Below are 14,783 nucleotides of genomic sequence, written 5' to 3'. Positions count from 1 at the left end.
CGGGGGCTACCCCGTTGGAGGATCCTTGGGCCTTGCGTCGGGGCTGGGCTCGTCGGAGCCCCCCCCGGCCGCGGGCGGCCCTCCAATACAGGAAGGCCGCCGCCCCCGCAACGTCCGGGAAAGCCGGCAACTCCGGGCGGGTTCGCACCCGGCCGCGGCGCCGACGCTCGACGGCGTCGGCGCCGACGCTTGACAGCGTCGGCGGGCGGGTCGACATCACGGCGGATGCGAGAGACCCGAGGAGCCCGCGCCATGCCCGCCGCCGTCACAGTGGATCCGATCGAGGTCGAGCGCTTCTCCCGAATGGCCGCCGAGTGGTGGGACCCGAAGGGCAAGTTCAAGCCGCTGCACAAGTTCAACCCGGTCCGCCTCGCGGTGCTGAAGCGCGAGATCGCCCTGCACTTTTCGCGCGACGCCCGCGCAGCGCGCTCGCTCGACGGCCTGCGCATCCTCGACGTCGGCTGCGGCGGCGGGCTGGTCTCGGAGCCGCTGGCCCGGCTCTGCGCGACCGTGGTCGGCATCGACCCGTCCGCGACCAATGTCGAGGTGGCCCGGCTGCACGCCGTCGAGACCGGCCTTGCCGTCGACTACCGCGCCACCACGGCCGAGGCGCTCGCCGCCGCCGGCGAGCGCTTCGACGTGGTGCTGGCGCTCGAAGTGGTCGAGCACGTCGCCGACGTCCCGGCCTTCCTCGACACGGTGTCGTCGATGGCCAAGCCCGGCGGGCTCGTGGTGGTCGCCACCATCAACCGGACCCTGAAGGCGCTCGGCCTCGCCATCGTCGGCGCGGAATACGTGCTGCGCTGGCTGCCGCGCGGCACGCACTCCTACGACAAGCTGGTCCGTCCGGAGGAGGTCGAGGCGCCGCTCCAGGACGCCGGCCTCGTCCTCCTCGACCGCGTCGGCGTCGTGTTCGACCCGCTGCGCGACGTCTGGAAGGAGAGCCGCGACACCGCTGTCAACTACATGGTGATCGCCGCCCGCCCGGCCTGATCCGGGCTCAGTTCCGCTCGTCGGGCAGGATCGGGAGCGGCAGGATCGGTACGCCTTCCTCGACGAGGGCGCGGGCCTCGTCGGGCGAGGCTTGGCCGTGGACGGCGCGGGCCTCGGTTTCGCCGTAGTGGATCCGGCGCGCCTCCTCGGCGAAGCGCTCGCCGACGTTCTCCGAGCCGGCGGTGAGCTTGGCCTTGAGTTCGCGCAGGCGCGCGATCATCTCGGCGGCCTCGGGTGGTGGCAGCGCCGCGGGCACGGCCGGCACGGGCGGGGCGCCCGCGGCGACCGGAGCGGGAAGCGTCGGTGCGGACGCGCCGTCGCGGATCCGGACCGCCGGCGCCATCAGAGCCTTTTCGACCGCGGTCGAGCCGCAGACCGGGCATTCGACCAACCCCCTCGCCTTCTGCGCGTCGAAATCCTCCGACGAGCGGAACCAGCCGTCGAAGTCGTGGGCGGCGGAGCAGACGAGGGCGTAGCGGATCATCGGACCGTCCCGGGTTTCAGCCGAGCGAGCGCAGCCGCGCCCGGTCGGGCGCGACCAGCCCGAACGGGCGCTCGTTCTTCAGCGACGGGATGCGGCCGCGGGCGGCCGCGACGGCGGCGGGGTCGATCTCGGCGACGATCACGCCGGGCTCGTCGTGGTCGGCCTCGGCGATCACCACGCCCCAGGGGTCGACGATCAGCGAGTGGCCGTAGGTCTCGCGGCCGTCCTCGTGAAGGCCGCCCTGGGCAGCCGAGACGAGGAAGCAGCCGTTCTCGATCGCCCGGGCGCGCTGCAGCACGTGCCAGTGCGCGGCGCCGGTCTGGCGGGTGAAGGCGGCCGGCGCCGTCACCACGTCGACGCCGGCGTGACCGTAGGCGCGGAAGAGATGCGGAAAGCGGATGTCGTAGCAGATCGCCATGCCGACCGTGAGGCCGCCGGCGTCGACCGTGACGGCGTCGGTGCCGGGCGTGTAGGTCGCGCTCTCGCGCCAGCTCTCGCCGCCGGCGAGGTCGACGTCGAACATGTGGATCTTGTCGTAGGCGCCGAGGATGCCGCCGTCGGGGCCGATCACGAAGCCGCGGTTGGCGACCTTGCCGTCGGCCCGCTTCAGCGCGAGCGAGCCGAGGTGGAGGTGGATGCCGAGCTCGGCGGCCACGGTCCGCATCCGCGCGAGGAAGACGTCGTCGGCCTCGGTGGCGATCTTGGCGAACAGGTCCTCGCGCGAGCGCTCGAGGATGTTCGTCATCTCCGGGGTCTGGACGTAGGTCGCCCCCCGTCCCGCGGCCTCGCGGACGAGCGCCTCGGTGGCCGCGAGATTGGCGGCCGGATCGCGGCCGGAGCGGAGCTGGACGCAGGCGACGCGGACCATGGGGCGTTTCCTAGGAACGGAAGGGCGGGACGGGTCAGCCGGCGAGCAGCCGGTCGAGGCTGCCGTCGGCCTCGGCGGCGTGGAGATCGTCGCAGCCGCCGACGTGGGTCGTGCCGACGAAGACCTGCGGGAAGGTGTTGCGGCCGGAGCGAGTCATCATTTCCTGGCGCTTGTCCGCTTCGACCGAGGCGTTGAACTCGGTGTAGGCCACGCCCTTGCGGTCGAGCAGCCCCTTGGCGCGGGTGCAGTAGGGACAGCCGTCCCGGGTGTAGATCACGACGTCGGCCATGCCGGACGGTCCTCTCCTGTGCGAGCGATGACGCTGATATAGGCGCGGCTAGAGGCTCTGCACAACCCGGGCCAACGTGAGCACGTCGACGCGGGCGGCGCCGGCCCGCTTCAGCGGCCGGGCCACCGCCTCCAGCGTGGCGCCCGTGGTCATGACGTCGTCGATCACCAGGATCCGCCGCCCCGCAACCGTCGCCTTCGCCGACGGCGGCACGCGGAAGGCACCGCGCACGTTGGCCTCGCGGCCCTCGCGGCTGAGACCGACCTGGGCGGCGGTGGCGCGGGCGCGGACCACCACCTCCGGCCGGAAGGCGAGGCCGCCGCGGCGGGCGATCTCGCGGGCGAGCAGGCCGGCCTGGTTGAAGCGGCGGCGGAACAGCCGGGACCGGTGCAGCGGCACGGCGGTGACGAGGTCGGCGTCGGCGAGGAGTTCGGCGCCGGCGCGCAGCATCCAGCCGGCGAAGGTGGGCGCGAGGTCGGTGCGGTCGGCGTATTTGAAGGCCTGGACGAGGTCGGGGACCGGGCCGTCGTAGTGGACCGCCGAGCGCGCCCGATCGAAGGCCGGCGGCGTCGCCACCGCGGCGGCCGACAGGGTGCCCTCGCCGAGGTCGTAGGGAAACGGCGTGCCGAGCCGCTCGCACCACGGCCGCTTGAGGAAGCGCACCTGGTGCCAGCATTCCATGCAGAGCCCGCCGGTGCTGCCGGTCGGCACGCGGCAGACCGGGCACGATGGCGGCAGCACGAGGTCGACCAGCGCCGCCGCCCCGGCGCGCAACGCCGACGGCAGCCGCACCGCGGCATGGAGCAGCGGCGCGACCGCGACGGTCGCGGCGGAGGCCGGCACGTGGCCGGGACGCCAGTCGGAGGGGTCCGGGATCGCCATCGCCCGACGATGCACCAAACCGCGCGACCGCGAAACCGCCGCCGCGGGTTGACCCGGGCGGACCGCCTGCCCATAACCCGACCGACCCTTTCCGGGAGCCGCCACGATGATCCCCGCGCTGTTCGACCGCCGGCTGATCGCCCGTCGCCGCCGCCGCGCCGTCGCCGCGGCGGTGCCGGGCAGCGACTTCCTGGTCGAGCACGTCGCCGCCGACCTCGCCGACCGCCTCGCCGCCGTGACGCGGCGCTTCGGCACCGCCGCCGCGATCGGCGGCCCGACCGACGCGCTGGCGCGGACGGTCACCGCGAGCGGCCGGGCGGAGCGGGTGATCCGCGCCGACGTCTTCGCCGCCGGCCCGGCCGGCGACCATCCGGTCGACGTGGTGATCGACGACGAGCGCCTGCCCTTCGCCGACGGCAGCCTCGACCTCGCCGTGTCCGGCCTAGCCCTGCAATGGGTCGACGACCTGCCGGGGGCGCTGGTGCAGATCCGCCGGGCGCTCCGGCCCGACGGCCTGTTCGTCGCCACCTTCGTCGGCGGCGACAGCCTGACGGAACTGCGCGCGGCCCTGCTCGCCGCCGAGAGCGAGCGCAAGGGCGGCGCCAGCCCGCGGGTGGCGCCCTTCGTCGACGTCCGCGACCTCGGCGGCCTGATGCAGCGCGCCGGCTTCGCGCTGCCGGTCACCGACGTCGACCGGGTGACGCTGCGCTACGCCACGCCCTTCCACCTGATGCGCGACCTGCAGGCGATGGGCGCCTCGAACCCGCTGCGCGAACGGGCGCGCGGCCTGACGCCGCCGAGCCTGCTGGCGCGCGCCGCCGAGATCTACGCCGAGACCGCCGCCGACCCGGACGGCCGGGTGCGCGCGAGCCTGACGCTGGTGTCGCTGTCGGGTTGGGTGCCGCACGAGAGCCAGCAGAAGCCGCTGAAGCCGGGTAGCGCCAGGACGCGGCTCGCCGACGCCCTCGGCGCGGTCGAACACAAGGGGGAGTGACCGCCCGCGCGGTCGGGGGGGAGTGACCGCCCGCGCGGTCGGGGGCGATCGACCGCTCGCGCGGTCGGGGCGCGCGAGCGCCCCGCCGGTCAGCGCAGGGCGTCGGAAATCGTGTTGAAGGTGTCGTTTTCCTTGTCGGACACGCTCGACAGCGTCGACAGGCCGAGCAGGGCGACCACGATCATCAGCAGGAGCGCGCCGTATTCGACGGCGACGGCGCCGCGGCGGTCGCCGGCGAAGCGCCGGATCGTCCGTCGGAAAGCACCGGTGCCGGGACCCGTCGTCGTCATGCGCAATCCCCGTTCGGTCGGCCGCTCCTAGCCCAGGAGGTCGACCAGATGCGGTATCAGGGGCTCGTCCGCCGGGGGCATCGGATAGTCCCGCAGACGGTTCGGCCGCACCCAGGCGGTCGCCTGACCCTCGCGCGGCTCGACGAGGCCGTCCCACCGACGGCAGATGTAGAGTGGCATCAAAAGGTGAAACGATTCGTAAGTGTGGCTGGCGAAAGTCAGAGGTGCGAGGCAGGCCGCGCGAACGGTGATCGACAACTCCTCGGCGAGTTCGCGGATCAGCGCCTCCTCCGGCCCCTCGCCCGGCTCGAGCTTGCCGCCGGGAAATTCCCAGAGACCCGCCAGGGCCTTGCCCTCGGGGCGACGGGTCAGCAGGACGCGGCCGTCGACGTCGACGAGCGCGCAGGCGACGACGAGCAGCAGACGCTTGCCATCGGTGGTCGTGGACATCCCGCCTCCCGCGTCGGAAACGTTCGGAAAAATGGGGGCGACGGGCGGCGCCGCGAGGCGGGCCGCCCGCTTCCCTCTGGTCAGCTGCGGTAGTCGCCGTTGATGGCGACGTATTCCTTGGTGAGGTCGCAGGTCCACACCGTGGCGCGGCCCTCGCCGAGGCCGATGTCGGCGCGCACGCGGACGTCCTCGCGCTCCATCTCGGCGGACGCCGCCGCCTCGGAATAACCGGCGTCGCGCGCGCCCTCGACGGCGACGCGGACGTCGCCGAACCAGATCGACAGCCGGTCGCGGTCGGCCGGCTCGCCGGCCTTGCCGACGGCCATCACGACCCGGCCCCAGTTGGCGTCCTCGCCGGCGATCGCGGTCTTGACCAGCGGCGAGTTGGCGATCGACAGCGCGATCCTCTTGGCGGAGGCGTCGTCAACGGCGCCGGTGACGGTGACCTCGACGAACTTGCGGGCGCCCTCGCCGTCCTTGCAGACCTGATGGGCGAGGTCGAGCAGGAGGCCGTCGAGCGCGGCCCGGAAGTCGGCGAGCCGCTCGTCGGCGGCGTCGGCGATCCGGGGTGCGCCACGGGTTTCCGCCGCGCCGGTGGCGAACAGGATCAGCGTGTCGGAGGTCGAGGTGTCGCTGTCGACCGTGATGGCGTTGAACGAGCCCTCGACGCCCTTCGACAGCATCGCCTGCAGCGCCGGCGCCGCGATCGGGGCGTCGGTGAAGACGAAGGACAGCATGGTCGCCATGTCCGGGGCGATCATGCCGGCGCCCTTGGCGATGCCGTTGATCGTCACCGGCACGCCGGCGATCGCGACGGTGCGGGTGGCGACCTTCGGAAAGGTGTCGGTGGTCATGATCGCGCGCGCGGCGTCGATCCACGGGCCGTCGGCGAGACGGCCGGCGGTGTCGTCGAGGACGGCGGCGAACTTGGCCGGGTCGAGCGGTTCGCCGATCACGCCGGTGGAGGCGAGGAAGACGGTGCCGGGCTCGACACCGAGCGTGCGGCCGGCGTGCCCGGCCGAGATCCGCACCGTCTCGCGGCCCTTCAGGCCGGTGAAGGCGTTGGCGTTGCCGGAGTTGACCAGCAGCGCCCGCGCCTTGCCGCCGGCGAGGGCCTCGCGGCACCACTCGACCGGCGCCGACGGGCACTTGGAGCGCGTGAAGACGCCGGCGACCTCGGTGCCCTCGTCGAGGGCGACCAGCAGCACGTCGGTGCGGTTCTTGTACTTGATGCCGGCCTCGGCCGTCGCGAAGCGCACGCCGGCGATCGGCGGCATCTCGGGAACGGTCTTCGGGGCGAGCGGCGAAACGGCGTGCGACATGGTCATCCTGCGCGGCTGGAACCGGTTCTCGTTTGCCCGAGCCGGGGGGCCGGCGCAAGCCTCGCGTCTCAGCGCACCGGCACCTGGAGCCAGCCGGCGAGCCGGTGCTGGATCGTCGGGATCAGGCCCCAGACCATGATGGCGACCATCGTCGGCGCCAGGATCAGGGTGCGCTGCCAGACCGGCCATCCGGCGGTCAGCGGGGCGAGAGCGTAGAGCAGGCCCGTGACGATCGGATAGACGCCGAGGAGGACGGCGGCGGCGAAGCGGACACGGGAGAAGCGGCGGGCGGCGGGGGAAGGATTTGCGGCGGACATCGGGAGGCTCCATAATGGAACGGTGAGGTCCGTTATATAGAACGGACCGTCTCGTTCCGTCAAGGTGTCGCCATGCCCGCCGACCATCCCGCCGTCACGCCCGCGCCCCGGGGCCGCCGCCGCTCCGTCGGCGCGGTGCGCAGCGAGGCCAGCGCAGCCGCGATCCTCGACGCCGCGGAGGCGATCCTCGGCGAGGGTGGCACGGCCGGTTTCACGATCGAGGCGGTGGCGCGGCGAGCCCGGGCGGGCAAGCAGACGATCTACCGCTGGTGGCCGAACCGGGCGGCGCTGCTGCTCGACGTCTACCACCGCCAGAAGGGCGCCGACGGCGTCGGCTACGCCGGCGGGAGCGCGGACGACCTCGCCCGTTTCGTCCGCGATCTCTGGGCGTTCTGGCGCGACACGCCCGCCGGCCGCGGCTTCGCCCTGGTGGTCGCCGAGAGCCAGACCGACCCGGCGGCCGCCGCGGCCCTGAAGGACTATTTCGCGCAGCGCCGGCTCGACTTCGCCGCCGCGGTCGCCCCTCCGGACGCCGATCCGGAGGCGGTCGGCGTGGTCCACGACCTCATGACCGGCTTCAACCTCGGCCGCCTCCTGACCGGTCGCATCGACGACGACCCCGCGACGATCGCGGCGGTGGCCCGCCTGCTCGCCGACGCGCTCGACCGGGCCGGCGGCGTCCGGCCCGGATCGCCCTCCCCCTGAACGACGGAGCCCCCGCCGGCGGGACCGGCGGGGGCTCTGGACGGTAAACCACCGGCGCGTCGACCGCGAGGGCGGCGCACCGGGGAAGGCGACCGGCCGTGGCCGGCCGGCGTCACTGCGCCGGGGCGGGCGCCGGCGTCTCGGCCGCCGCGGGCGCGTCGCCGGCCGCGGGCGCCGCCGGCGGCTGGTCGAGCCGCTCGATCTTGGCGGCGGCCTTGAGCTCGGTCAGGGCGGCCTGGAACTTCTCGCGCTGGACCACCTCGGTCACCTGCGCCTTGACGTCCTCGAAGGTCGGCACCGGCTGCGAGCGGCGCTCCTCGACCTTGATGACGTGCCAGCCGAAGTCGGTCTTGACCGGCTTGGTCGTCATCTCGCCCGGCTTCAGGCCGAAGGCCGCGGTTTCGAAGTCCGGGACCATCTGGCCCTTGGTGAAGAAGCCGAGGTCGCCGCCGTTCTCCTTGGAGCCCGGATCCTCCGACTTCTCCTTCGCCACCGCGGCGAAGTCCTTGCCGCCGGCGATGTCCTTGATGACCTGGTTCGCCTCTTCCTCGGTCTTGACCAGGATGTGGCGGGCGTGGACCTCCTCCGGCGGGGTGTAGTTGGCGAGGTCCTTCTCGTAACGGGCTTTCAGGTCCGCGTCGGTCACCGACGCCTGGATCTTGTCCTCGATGTAGCTGTTGCGCAGCGCCTGGGCCGTCAGGAAGCTCATCCGCTCCTTGAACTTCTGGCCGTTCTCAAGCCCGGCCGCCGCGGCGGCGTCGGCCATCACGTGCATGTCGACGAGGGCGTCGACCACCATCGACCGACGGGCGCCCTCCGGCACCTGCTGCAGCTGCTCGCCGAAGATGTCCATGGCGAGGTCGACTTCGGTCTTGGTGATGTCCTTGCCGTTGACCCGGGCCAGCACGTCGCCGTCGGCGGCGAGCGCGACGCCGGCGTGGGCCGCGACGACGATGGCCGCCGCAGCGGCCGCGGTGAGGAGGCGCCGGCCGATCAGGCCTCGCGAAAACGACTTCATGGAAATCCGATCCTCGTCATGACGGGACGCCCCGTCGCTGCCGCCCGGGGCGTCGGCCCGGACACGGCCGACGCGTATAGCGCGGCTTTGCGGCCCGCGGAAGGCGCCACGTTGACATCCTCGGGGGCCCAACATAGGTAGGTTCGGGTCAATGTGGCGGTCGTCCGACCGGCGGCGCCTCGCCCGGGCGCGGCGCCGGCCAAGCCCGTCGTCGACCCGCCCGGCGCCCGCCGGCGCCACCGGGCGTTCCACGAAAGCGCCGCAACGAGTCATTTCAAGGCGGTCCGACCCGCTTCGGGCGCTCCGCCGCAGGGACGAAGGGATAGGCTGCCATGGTCGGCCTCGGCGCCATCGCGCGCAAGCTGTTCGGTTCGGCGAACGACCGCCGCGTCAAGGGTTACCGCCCGCGCATCGCGGCCATCAACGCGCTCGAGACGGAGTTGCAGGCGCTCTCGGACGACGCGCTGAAGGCGCGCACGGCCGAGTTCCGCGCGGCGCTCGCCGCCGGCAAGACCGTCGACGACCTGCTCGTCCCCGCCTTCGCCACCGTGCGCGAGGCCGCCCGCCGCGTGCTCGGCCAGCGCCACTACGACGTCCAGCTGGTCGGCGGCATTGTGCTGAACGAGGGCTCGATCGCCGAGATGAAGACCGGCGAGGGCAAGACGCTGGTCGCCACCCTCGCCTGCTATCTCAACGCCCTGCCGGGCAAGGGCGTCCACGTCGTCACCGTCAACGACTACCTCGCCCGCCGCGACGCCGAGTGGATGAGCCGGATCTACGGCTTCCTCGGCCTTTCGACCGGCATCATCGTCCACGGCCTCGACGACGAGCAGCGCCGCGCGGCCTACGCCTGCGACATCACCTACGCCACCAACAACGAGCTCGGGTTCGACTACCTGCGCGACAACATGAAGTACGAGCGCGAGCAGATGGTCCAGCGCGGCCATCACTTCGCGATCGTGGACGAGGTCGACTCGATCCTGGTCGACGAGGCGCGCACGCCGCTGATCATCTCCGGCCCGCTCGACGACCGCTCGGACTTCTACAACACCATCGACACCTTCATCCCCGGCCTCGCCGCCGAGGATTTCGAGATCGACGAGAAGCAGCGCACGGTGATCTTCACCGAGGCCGGCACCGAGAAGCTGGAGCAGCGGCTGAAGGCCGCGGGCCTGCTCAAGGGCGGCTCGCTCTACGACGTCGAGAACGTCTCGGTGGTCCACCACGTCAATCAGGCGCTGAAGGCCCACAAGCTGTTCCAGCGCGACAAGGACTACATCGTCAAGGGCGGAGAGGTCGTCATCATCGACGAGTTCACCGGCCGCATGATGCCGGGCCGGCGCTATTCCGACGGCCTGCACCAGGCGCTCGAGGCCAAGGAACACGTCAAGATCCAGCCCGAGAACCAGACGCTGGCCTCGATCACCTTCCAGAACTACTTCCGCATGTACGACAAGCTGGCCGGCATGACCGGTACGGCCTCGACCGAGGCGGACGAGTTCGCCGACATCTACGGCCTCGAGGTCGTCGAGATCCCGACCCACCGCCCGGTGGCGCGCAAGGACGACGACGACGAGGTCTACCGGACGGTCGAGGAGAAGTACAAGGCGATCATCGCCACCATCCGCGAGGCCAAGACCCGCGGCCAGCCCGTGCTGGTCGGCACCACCTCGATCGAGAAGTCCGAGACGCTCGCCCGCATGCTCGCGGCCGAGGGCTTCCGCCAGCACGACTTCGACGTGCTGTTCGACGGCGACGACGGCCGCGCCGACGAGATGGTGTTCCAGGTCCTCAACGCCCGCTACCACGAGCAGGAGGCCTCGATCATCGCCCAGGCCGGCGTGCCGGGCGCGGTGACCATCGCCACCAACATGGCCGGCCGCGGCACCGACATCCAGCTCGGCGGCAACGCCGACATGCGCATCGCCAACGAGCTCGCCGACGTGCCGGCGGGCCCCGAGCGCGAGGCGCGCGAGACGAAGATCCGCGAGGACGTCGAGCGGCTGAAGCAGAAGGCGCTCGCCGCCGGCGGCCTGTTCGTGATCGGCACCGAGCGCCACGAGAGCCGGCGCATCGACAACCAGCTGCGCGGCCGCTCCGGCCGCCAGGGCGACCCCGGCCACTCGCGCTTCTACCTGTCCCTCCAGGACGACCTGATGCGCATCTTCGGCTCGGACCGCATGGACGGGATGCTGCAGAAGCTCGGCCTCAAGGACGGCGAAGCGATCATCCATCCGTGGATCAACAAGGCGCTGGAGAAGGCGCAGCAGAAGGTCGAGGCGCGCAACTTCGACATCCGCAAGAACCTTCTCAAGTTCGACAACGTGATGAACGACCAGCGCAAGGTCATCTTCGAGCAGCGCATCGAGCTGATGACCGAGGAGGACGTCTCCGAAACGGTCGCCGACATGCGCCACGAGGTGATCACCGGCCTGATCGCCAAGCACATCCCCGAGAACGCCTACGCCGAGCAGTGGGACGTCGCCGGCCTGCAGGCCGAGATCGTCGAGTACCTCAACCTCGACCTGCCCGTCGCCGACTGGGCCAAGGAAGAGGGCATCGCCGACCAGGAGATCGAGGCCCGCGTCACCAAGGCCGCCGACGAGGCCTTCGCCGCCCGCGAGGCGCGGATCGGCCCCGAGCTGATGCGCCGGGTCGAGAAGGCGGTGCTGCTGCAGACGCTCGACCATCTCTGGCGCGAGCACCTCGCCCACCTCGACCACCTTCGCTCGGTGGTCGGCCTGCGCGGCTACGCCCAGCGCGATCCGCTCAACGAGTACAAGACCGAGGCCTTCGCGCTGTTCGAGTCGCTGCTCGGCCAGCTCCGCGGCCAGGTGATCGGCCAGCTGATGCGCATCGAGCTGCGTCCGCCCGAGCCGGCGCAGGGGATGCCCGACGGCGCGCTCGAGCACCACGCCGACCCGTTCACCGGCGCCGACGAGATGGCCGTGCCGCCCGCCTCGATGCTGCAGACCGTGTTCGACGAGGAGGGCCGCGCCCCCGCCCGCGACCCGGCCGATCCCTCGACCTGGGGCCACGTCGGGCGCAACGAGATGTGCCCCTGCGGCTCCGGCAAGCGCTTCAAGCACTGCCACGGCCAGTTCGCCTGAGCCCGCCTCGCGGCGGCGACCATGTTTCGACGGGCGCGGATCTTCCGCGCCCGTTCTCGTTCACGACGCGGCGCTTCCGTTGACCGGATCCGGGAGAAGGCTTATCTCTTCGCCATGCGCCTGACCCAGCAGACCAACTACTCCGTCCGTCTCCTGCTCTACTGCGCCGCCAACGCCGGCGTGCCGAGCCGGGTGGCCGACATCGCCGCGAGCTTCGACATGTCGGAGACGCACCTCTTCAAGATCCTGAAGGTGCTGGTCGACGCCGAGCTGGTGAAGACCGTCCGCGGCCGCAACGGCGGCGTGATGCTGGCGCGGCCGGCCGAGGAGATCACCATCGGCGAGGTCGTCCGGGCGGCCGAGGAGAGCTTCGCGCTCGCCGACTGTTTCGACGACGGCGGCCACGACTGCCCGCTGGTGCAGAGCTGCGAGTACAACCGCATCCTGCGCGAGGCGCTCGGCGCCTTCTTCGTGGTGCTCGACCGCTACACCATCGCCGACGTCGCCCGCGACCGCCCGGACCTGCGCTTCCTGCTCGGGATCGAGGACGCCCTGCGGCCGCCGACGCTCGCCGCGTCCTGAGGCGCGACGGCGGCCGGCCGTTCCGGCCGCATATCCGAGCCTGCGCTCGAAGCCCATCCGCCCGTGCGCGGACCGGGCGGTTCGCGCTCACCATACCCTCCGAGTGACCGGCGGACGCTCGCGGCCGTGCCGAGGCCGGCGCGTGCCGCTCCGAAGGCGGACACCGGTATCTCCCGAAAAGCGCGCATTCGCTCGTTAATATTACACATTGCTTGTACGCATCACGTTGTCATTAACCAAGCGTTCTCCCAATTGACCGATCATTGGAGCGACCGAACAAACGGACGCTCCATGAAGAACCTCAGTGCCCGCCTCGTCCTCCAGATCGCCGTCACCGTCCTCGGCATCGGCATCGTCGCCCTGCTCGGGCTCGGCGCCCGGGACCAATGGTACCGCCTGCGGGCGGCCGACGACCTCGCCGCGCTGACGAGGGCCCAGGCCTCCCTGTTCGTCGGCGCCCAGAACCTGCGCCTCGATCGCGGCCAGACCCGGCGCGCCCTGAAGGCGGACGCCGGCAGCGAGCGGACCGAACCGGCGCGGACCTACCGCGCCAAGGCCATGGCCGCCCTCGCCGAGACCGACGACAATCTCCGCGCGATCGACTTCCCCGACCGGGCGACGCTGCTGCCGGCCTACGACGCCGCGGCGGCGAAGTTCCGCGCCGTGATCCCCGAGGCCGACGCGGCCCAGGCCCGTCCCAAGGCGGAGCGCCCGGCCGACATCGCCGAGCGTTGGAACACGGTGGTCAACGACCTCGTCGACGCGATGGGGCGGATCTCGGGCGCGATCAACGTCGAGGCCCGGCTGTCGGACCCGATCGTCGACGCGCTGTTCCAGGTCAAGCAGTCGGCGTGGACGGCCCGCATCGCCGCCGGCGACGCCACCAGCCTCGTGTCGGACGGCACCGCCGGCATCGCCCTGCCGGCCGACGCGATCGCCCGGTTCAACCGCGCGGTCGGCACCGCGCTTGCCTCGCTCGCCGGAGCCCGCGACACCGTCGCCGGTATCGACGTCGATGCGGGCCTCGCCGCCGCCTTCGCCGCCGCCGAGCGGGGATACACCGGTCCCGCGTTCCAGGACCGGCAGGCGGCGCAGCTGCAGGCCATCCTCGCCGGGACGCCGCTGCCGCTCGACAAGCCCGCCTGGGACGCCGCCTATGCCGAGGCCCTGACCTCGATCGCGGCCGTCGCCGACGCCGCCATGGCCATGGCCGGCCGCCATGCCGAGACCTCGCGGGCGGACGCCACCACCGGGTTCGCACTGCAGCTGGCGCTGCTCGTCGCAGGGACCCTGTTCACCCTCGGTGCCCTCGCCGTCATCCTCCACAAGGTGACGCGCCCGCTCGCGGTGATCCGCGACCGCATGACCCGGCTCGCCGCCGGCGATCTCGACGTCGACGCGCCGTTCACCGACCGCAACGACGAGATCGGCGCGCTCGGCCGGACCATGGCCGCGTTCCGCGACGGCATGCGCGAGACCGAGGCGCTGCGGCGCCGGCAGGCCGAGCAGGAGGTCGCCGTCGCCGCGCAGCGGCGCGCCGACATGCTCGCCCTCGCTGACCAGCTCGACCGGTCGCTCGGCTCGGCGCTCGCCGCGGTGACGCGTTCCGCCGCCGACCTCGAGGGCGCCGCCGGCACCTTGTTCGGCAGCGCCGCCGAGACCTCGACCCGCTCGACCGCGGTGGCGGCCGCCTCCGAGCAGGCGTCGGCCAACGTCGCCTCGGTCGCCTCGGCGACCGAGGAGCTCAGCGCGTCGGTCCGCGAGATCGCCCGTCAGGTCGAGCATTCCGCCGGCATCGCCACCGACGCCGTACGGGAGGCCGAGCAGACCAACGCCAAGGTGCGCGACCTCGCCGAGGCCGCCGGCCGGATCGGCTCCATCGCCGGCCTGATCGACGAGATCGCCGGGCGCACCAACCTGCTCGCCCTCAACGCGACGATCGAGGCGGCCCGCGCCGGCGAGGCCGGCAAGGGCTTCGCGGTGGTCGCCTCCGAGGTGAAGAGCCTCGCCAACCAGACCGCCAAGGCCACCGCCGAGATCACCGCGCAGATCGGCGCCATCCAGGCCGCCTCGACCGAGATGGCCGAGGCGATCGGGGGGATCGGCCGGACGATCGCGACCATGAGCGGCATCTCCGCCACCATCCTCACCGGCGTCGAGGACCAGGGTGCGGCGACGATGGAGATCGCGCGCAACATCGGCGAGGCGTCGCAGGGCACCGCCGAGGTGTCGTCGACCATCGCCGGCGTCAACGCCACGGCGGCCGATTCCCACGCCGCGGCCTCGCGGGTGCTGGCGGCCGCCACCGAGCTGTCGCGGCAGGCCGACGTGCTCGGCCGCGACGTCGCCGGCTTCCTCGCCGGCGTCCGCGCCGCCTGAACGACGCCCCCGAAACGACGCCCCCCCAAACGACGAAGGCGGCGGCTCCGCTCGGAGCCGCCGCCTTCGTGCATTCGGAACCCGCTCGTCGACCGTCGCC

15 protein-coding genes are annotated in these 14,783 nt (G+C 72.4%); 6 read left to right on the top strand and 9 right to left on the bottom strand.

Features of this window, described 5'->3' with window-relative positions:
- Positions 1 to 252: 252 nt before the first annotated feature.
- A complete protein-coding gene (ubiG, locus tag EDD54_RS22755) occupies positions 253 to 993 on the top strand; it encodes a bifunctional 2-polyprenyl-6-hydroxyphenol methylase/3-demethylubiquinol 3-O-methyltransferase UbiG (protein WP_126540768.1) in 741 nt (246 codons plus the stop codon).
- A 7-nt stretch (positions 994 to 1,000) separates the two neighbouring features.
- Here ubiG and EDD54_RS22750 read toward each other — a convergent pair whose 3' ends face one another.
- From EDD54_RS22750 to EDD54_RS22735, 4 genes are read right to left on the bottom strand one after another with little or no spacing between them, the layout of a single operon-like run.
- On the bottom strand, positions 1,001 to 1,477 hold the full coding sequence (locus EDD54_RS22750) for a DUF1178 family protein (protein WP_126540767.1): 477 nt from the start codon (positions 1,475 to 1,477) through the stop codon (positions 1,001 to 1,003).
- 16 nt (positions 1,478 to 1,493) lie between these two features.
- Positions 1,494 to 2,345, bottom strand: a complete 852-nt coding sequence (locus EDD54_RS22745) for a carbon-nitrogen hydrolase family protein (protein WP_126540766.1) — start codon at positions 2,343 to 2,345, stop codon at positions 1,494 to 1,496.
- A gap of 34 nt (positions 2,346 to 2,379) precedes the next feature.
- A complete protein-coding gene (gene grxC, locus EDD54_RS22740) occupies positions 2,380 to 2,634 on the bottom strand; it encodes a glutaredoxin 3 (RefSeq protein WP_126540765.1) in 255 nt (84 codons plus the stop codon).
- Between the two features lie 48 nt (positions 2,635 to 2,682).
- Positions 2,683 to 3,516: a ComF family protein gene (locus EDD54_RS22735; protein WP_126540764.1), complete on the bottom strand. Its 834-nt coding sequence runs from the start codon at positions 3,514 to 3,516 to the stop codon at positions 2,683 to 2,685.
- A gap of 106 nt (positions 3,517 to 3,622) precedes the next feature.
- Between EDD54_RS22735 and EDD54_RS22730 the strand changes: the two genes are divergently transcribed.
- Positions 3,623 to 4,510 (top strand): methyltransferase domain-containing protein, encoded by an 888-nt coding sequence (locus tag EDD54_RS22730; RefSeq protein ID WP_126540763.1) that lies wholly within the window; start codon positions 3,623 to 3,625, stop codon positions 4,508 to 4,510.
- Positions 4,511 to 4,599: 89 nt separating this feature from the next.
- On the opposite strand, the gene EDD54_RS22725 is transcribed toward EDD54_RS22730, so the two are convergent.
- The 4 genes from EDD54_RS22725 to EDD54_RS22710 form a co-directional block, all read right to left on the bottom strand.
- Positions 4,600 to 4,800 carry a Flp family type IVb pilin gene (locus tag EDD54_RS22725; RefSeq protein ID WP_126540762.1) on the bottom strand — a complete coding sequence of 67 codons (201 nt, stop codon included), beginning with the start codon at positions 4,798 to 4,800 and terminating at the stop codon, positions 4,600 to 4,602.
- Positions 4,801 to 4,827: 27 nt separating this feature from the next.
- Positions 4,828 to 5,250 carry a (deoxy)nucleoside triphosphate pyrophosphohydrolase gene (locus tag EDD54_RS22720; protein ID WP_126540761.1) on the bottom strand — a complete coding sequence of 141 codons (423 nt, stop codon included), beginning with the start codon at positions 5,248 to 5,250 and terminating at the stop codon, positions 4,828 to 4,830.
- An 80-nt stretch (positions 5,251 to 5,330) separates the two neighbouring features.
- Positions 5,331 to 6,572, bottom strand: coding sequence for a bifunctional glutamate N-acetyltransferase/amino-acid acetyltransferase ArgJ (gene argJ, locus EDD54_RS22715; protein ID WP_126540760.1), 1,242 nt, complete (start codon positions 6,570 to 6,572; stop codon positions 5,331 to 5,333).
- A 68-nt stretch (positions 6,573 to 6,640) separates the two neighbouring features.
- On the bottom strand, positions 6,641 to 6,889 hold the full coding sequence (locus EDD54_RS22710; protein WP_126540759.1) for a putative antibiotic biosynthesis monooxygenase: 249 nt from the start codon (positions 6,887 to 6,889) through the stop codon (positions 6,641 to 6,643).
- A gap of 72 nt (positions 6,890 to 6,961) precedes the next feature.
- On the opposite strand from EDD54_RS22710, the gene EDD54_RS22705 reads away from it, so the two are divergent.
- Positions 6,962 to 7,594: a TetR/AcrR family transcriptional regulator gene (locus EDD54_RS22705; RefSeq protein ID WP_126540758.1), complete on the top strand. Its 633-nt coding sequence runs from the start codon at positions 6,962 to 6,964 to the stop codon at positions 7,592 to 7,594.
- A gap of 112 nt (positions 7,595 to 7,706) precedes the next feature.
- Here the strand turns inward: EDD54_RS22705 and EDD54_RS22700 are convergent, their stop codons facing one another.
- On the bottom strand, positions 7,707 to 8,612 hold the full coding sequence (locus tag EDD54_RS22700; RefSeq protein ID WP_126540757.1) for a peptidylprolyl isomerase: 906 nt from the start codon (positions 8,610 to 8,612) through the stop codon (positions 7,707 to 7,709).
- A gap of 332 nt (positions 8,613 to 8,944) precedes the next feature.
- On the opposite strand from EDD54_RS22700, the gene secA reads away from it, so the two are divergent.
- The 3 genes from secA (at position 8,945) to EDD54_RS22685 (ending at position 14,683) form a co-directional block, all read left to right on the top strand.
- Positions 8,945 to 11,722, top strand: a complete 2,778-nt coding sequence (gene secA, locus EDD54_RS22695; protein ID WP_126540756.1) for a preprotein translocase subunit SecA — start codon at positions 8,945 to 8,947, stop codon at positions 11,720 to 11,722.
- A 114-nt stretch (positions 11,723 to 11,836) separates the two neighbouring features.
- Positions 11,837 to 12,304 (top strand): iron-responsive transcriptional regulator RirA, encoded by a 468-nt coding sequence (rirA, locus tag EDD54_RS22690; protein WP_126540755.1) that lies wholly within the window; start codon positions 11,837 to 11,839, stop codon positions 12,302 to 12,304.
- Positions 12,305 to 12,595: 291 nt separating this feature from the next.
- Positions 12,596 to 14,683, top strand: a complete 2,088-nt coding sequence (locus EDD54_RS22685; protein ID WP_126540754.1) for a methyl-accepting chemotaxis protein — start codon at positions 12,596 to 12,598, stop codon at positions 14,681 to 14,683.
- The last annotated feature ends 100 nt before the right edge of the window (positions 14,684 to 14,783 follow it).

Source organism: Oharaeibacter diazotrophicus, assembly GCF_004362745.1.
GTDB classification, from domain to species: domain Bacteria; phylum Pseudomonadota; class Alphaproteobacteria; order Rhizobiales; family Pleomorphomonadaceae; genus Oharaeibacter; species Oharaeibacter diazotrophicus.
This window is presented reverse-complemented; position numbering and strand designations above follow the sequence as displayed.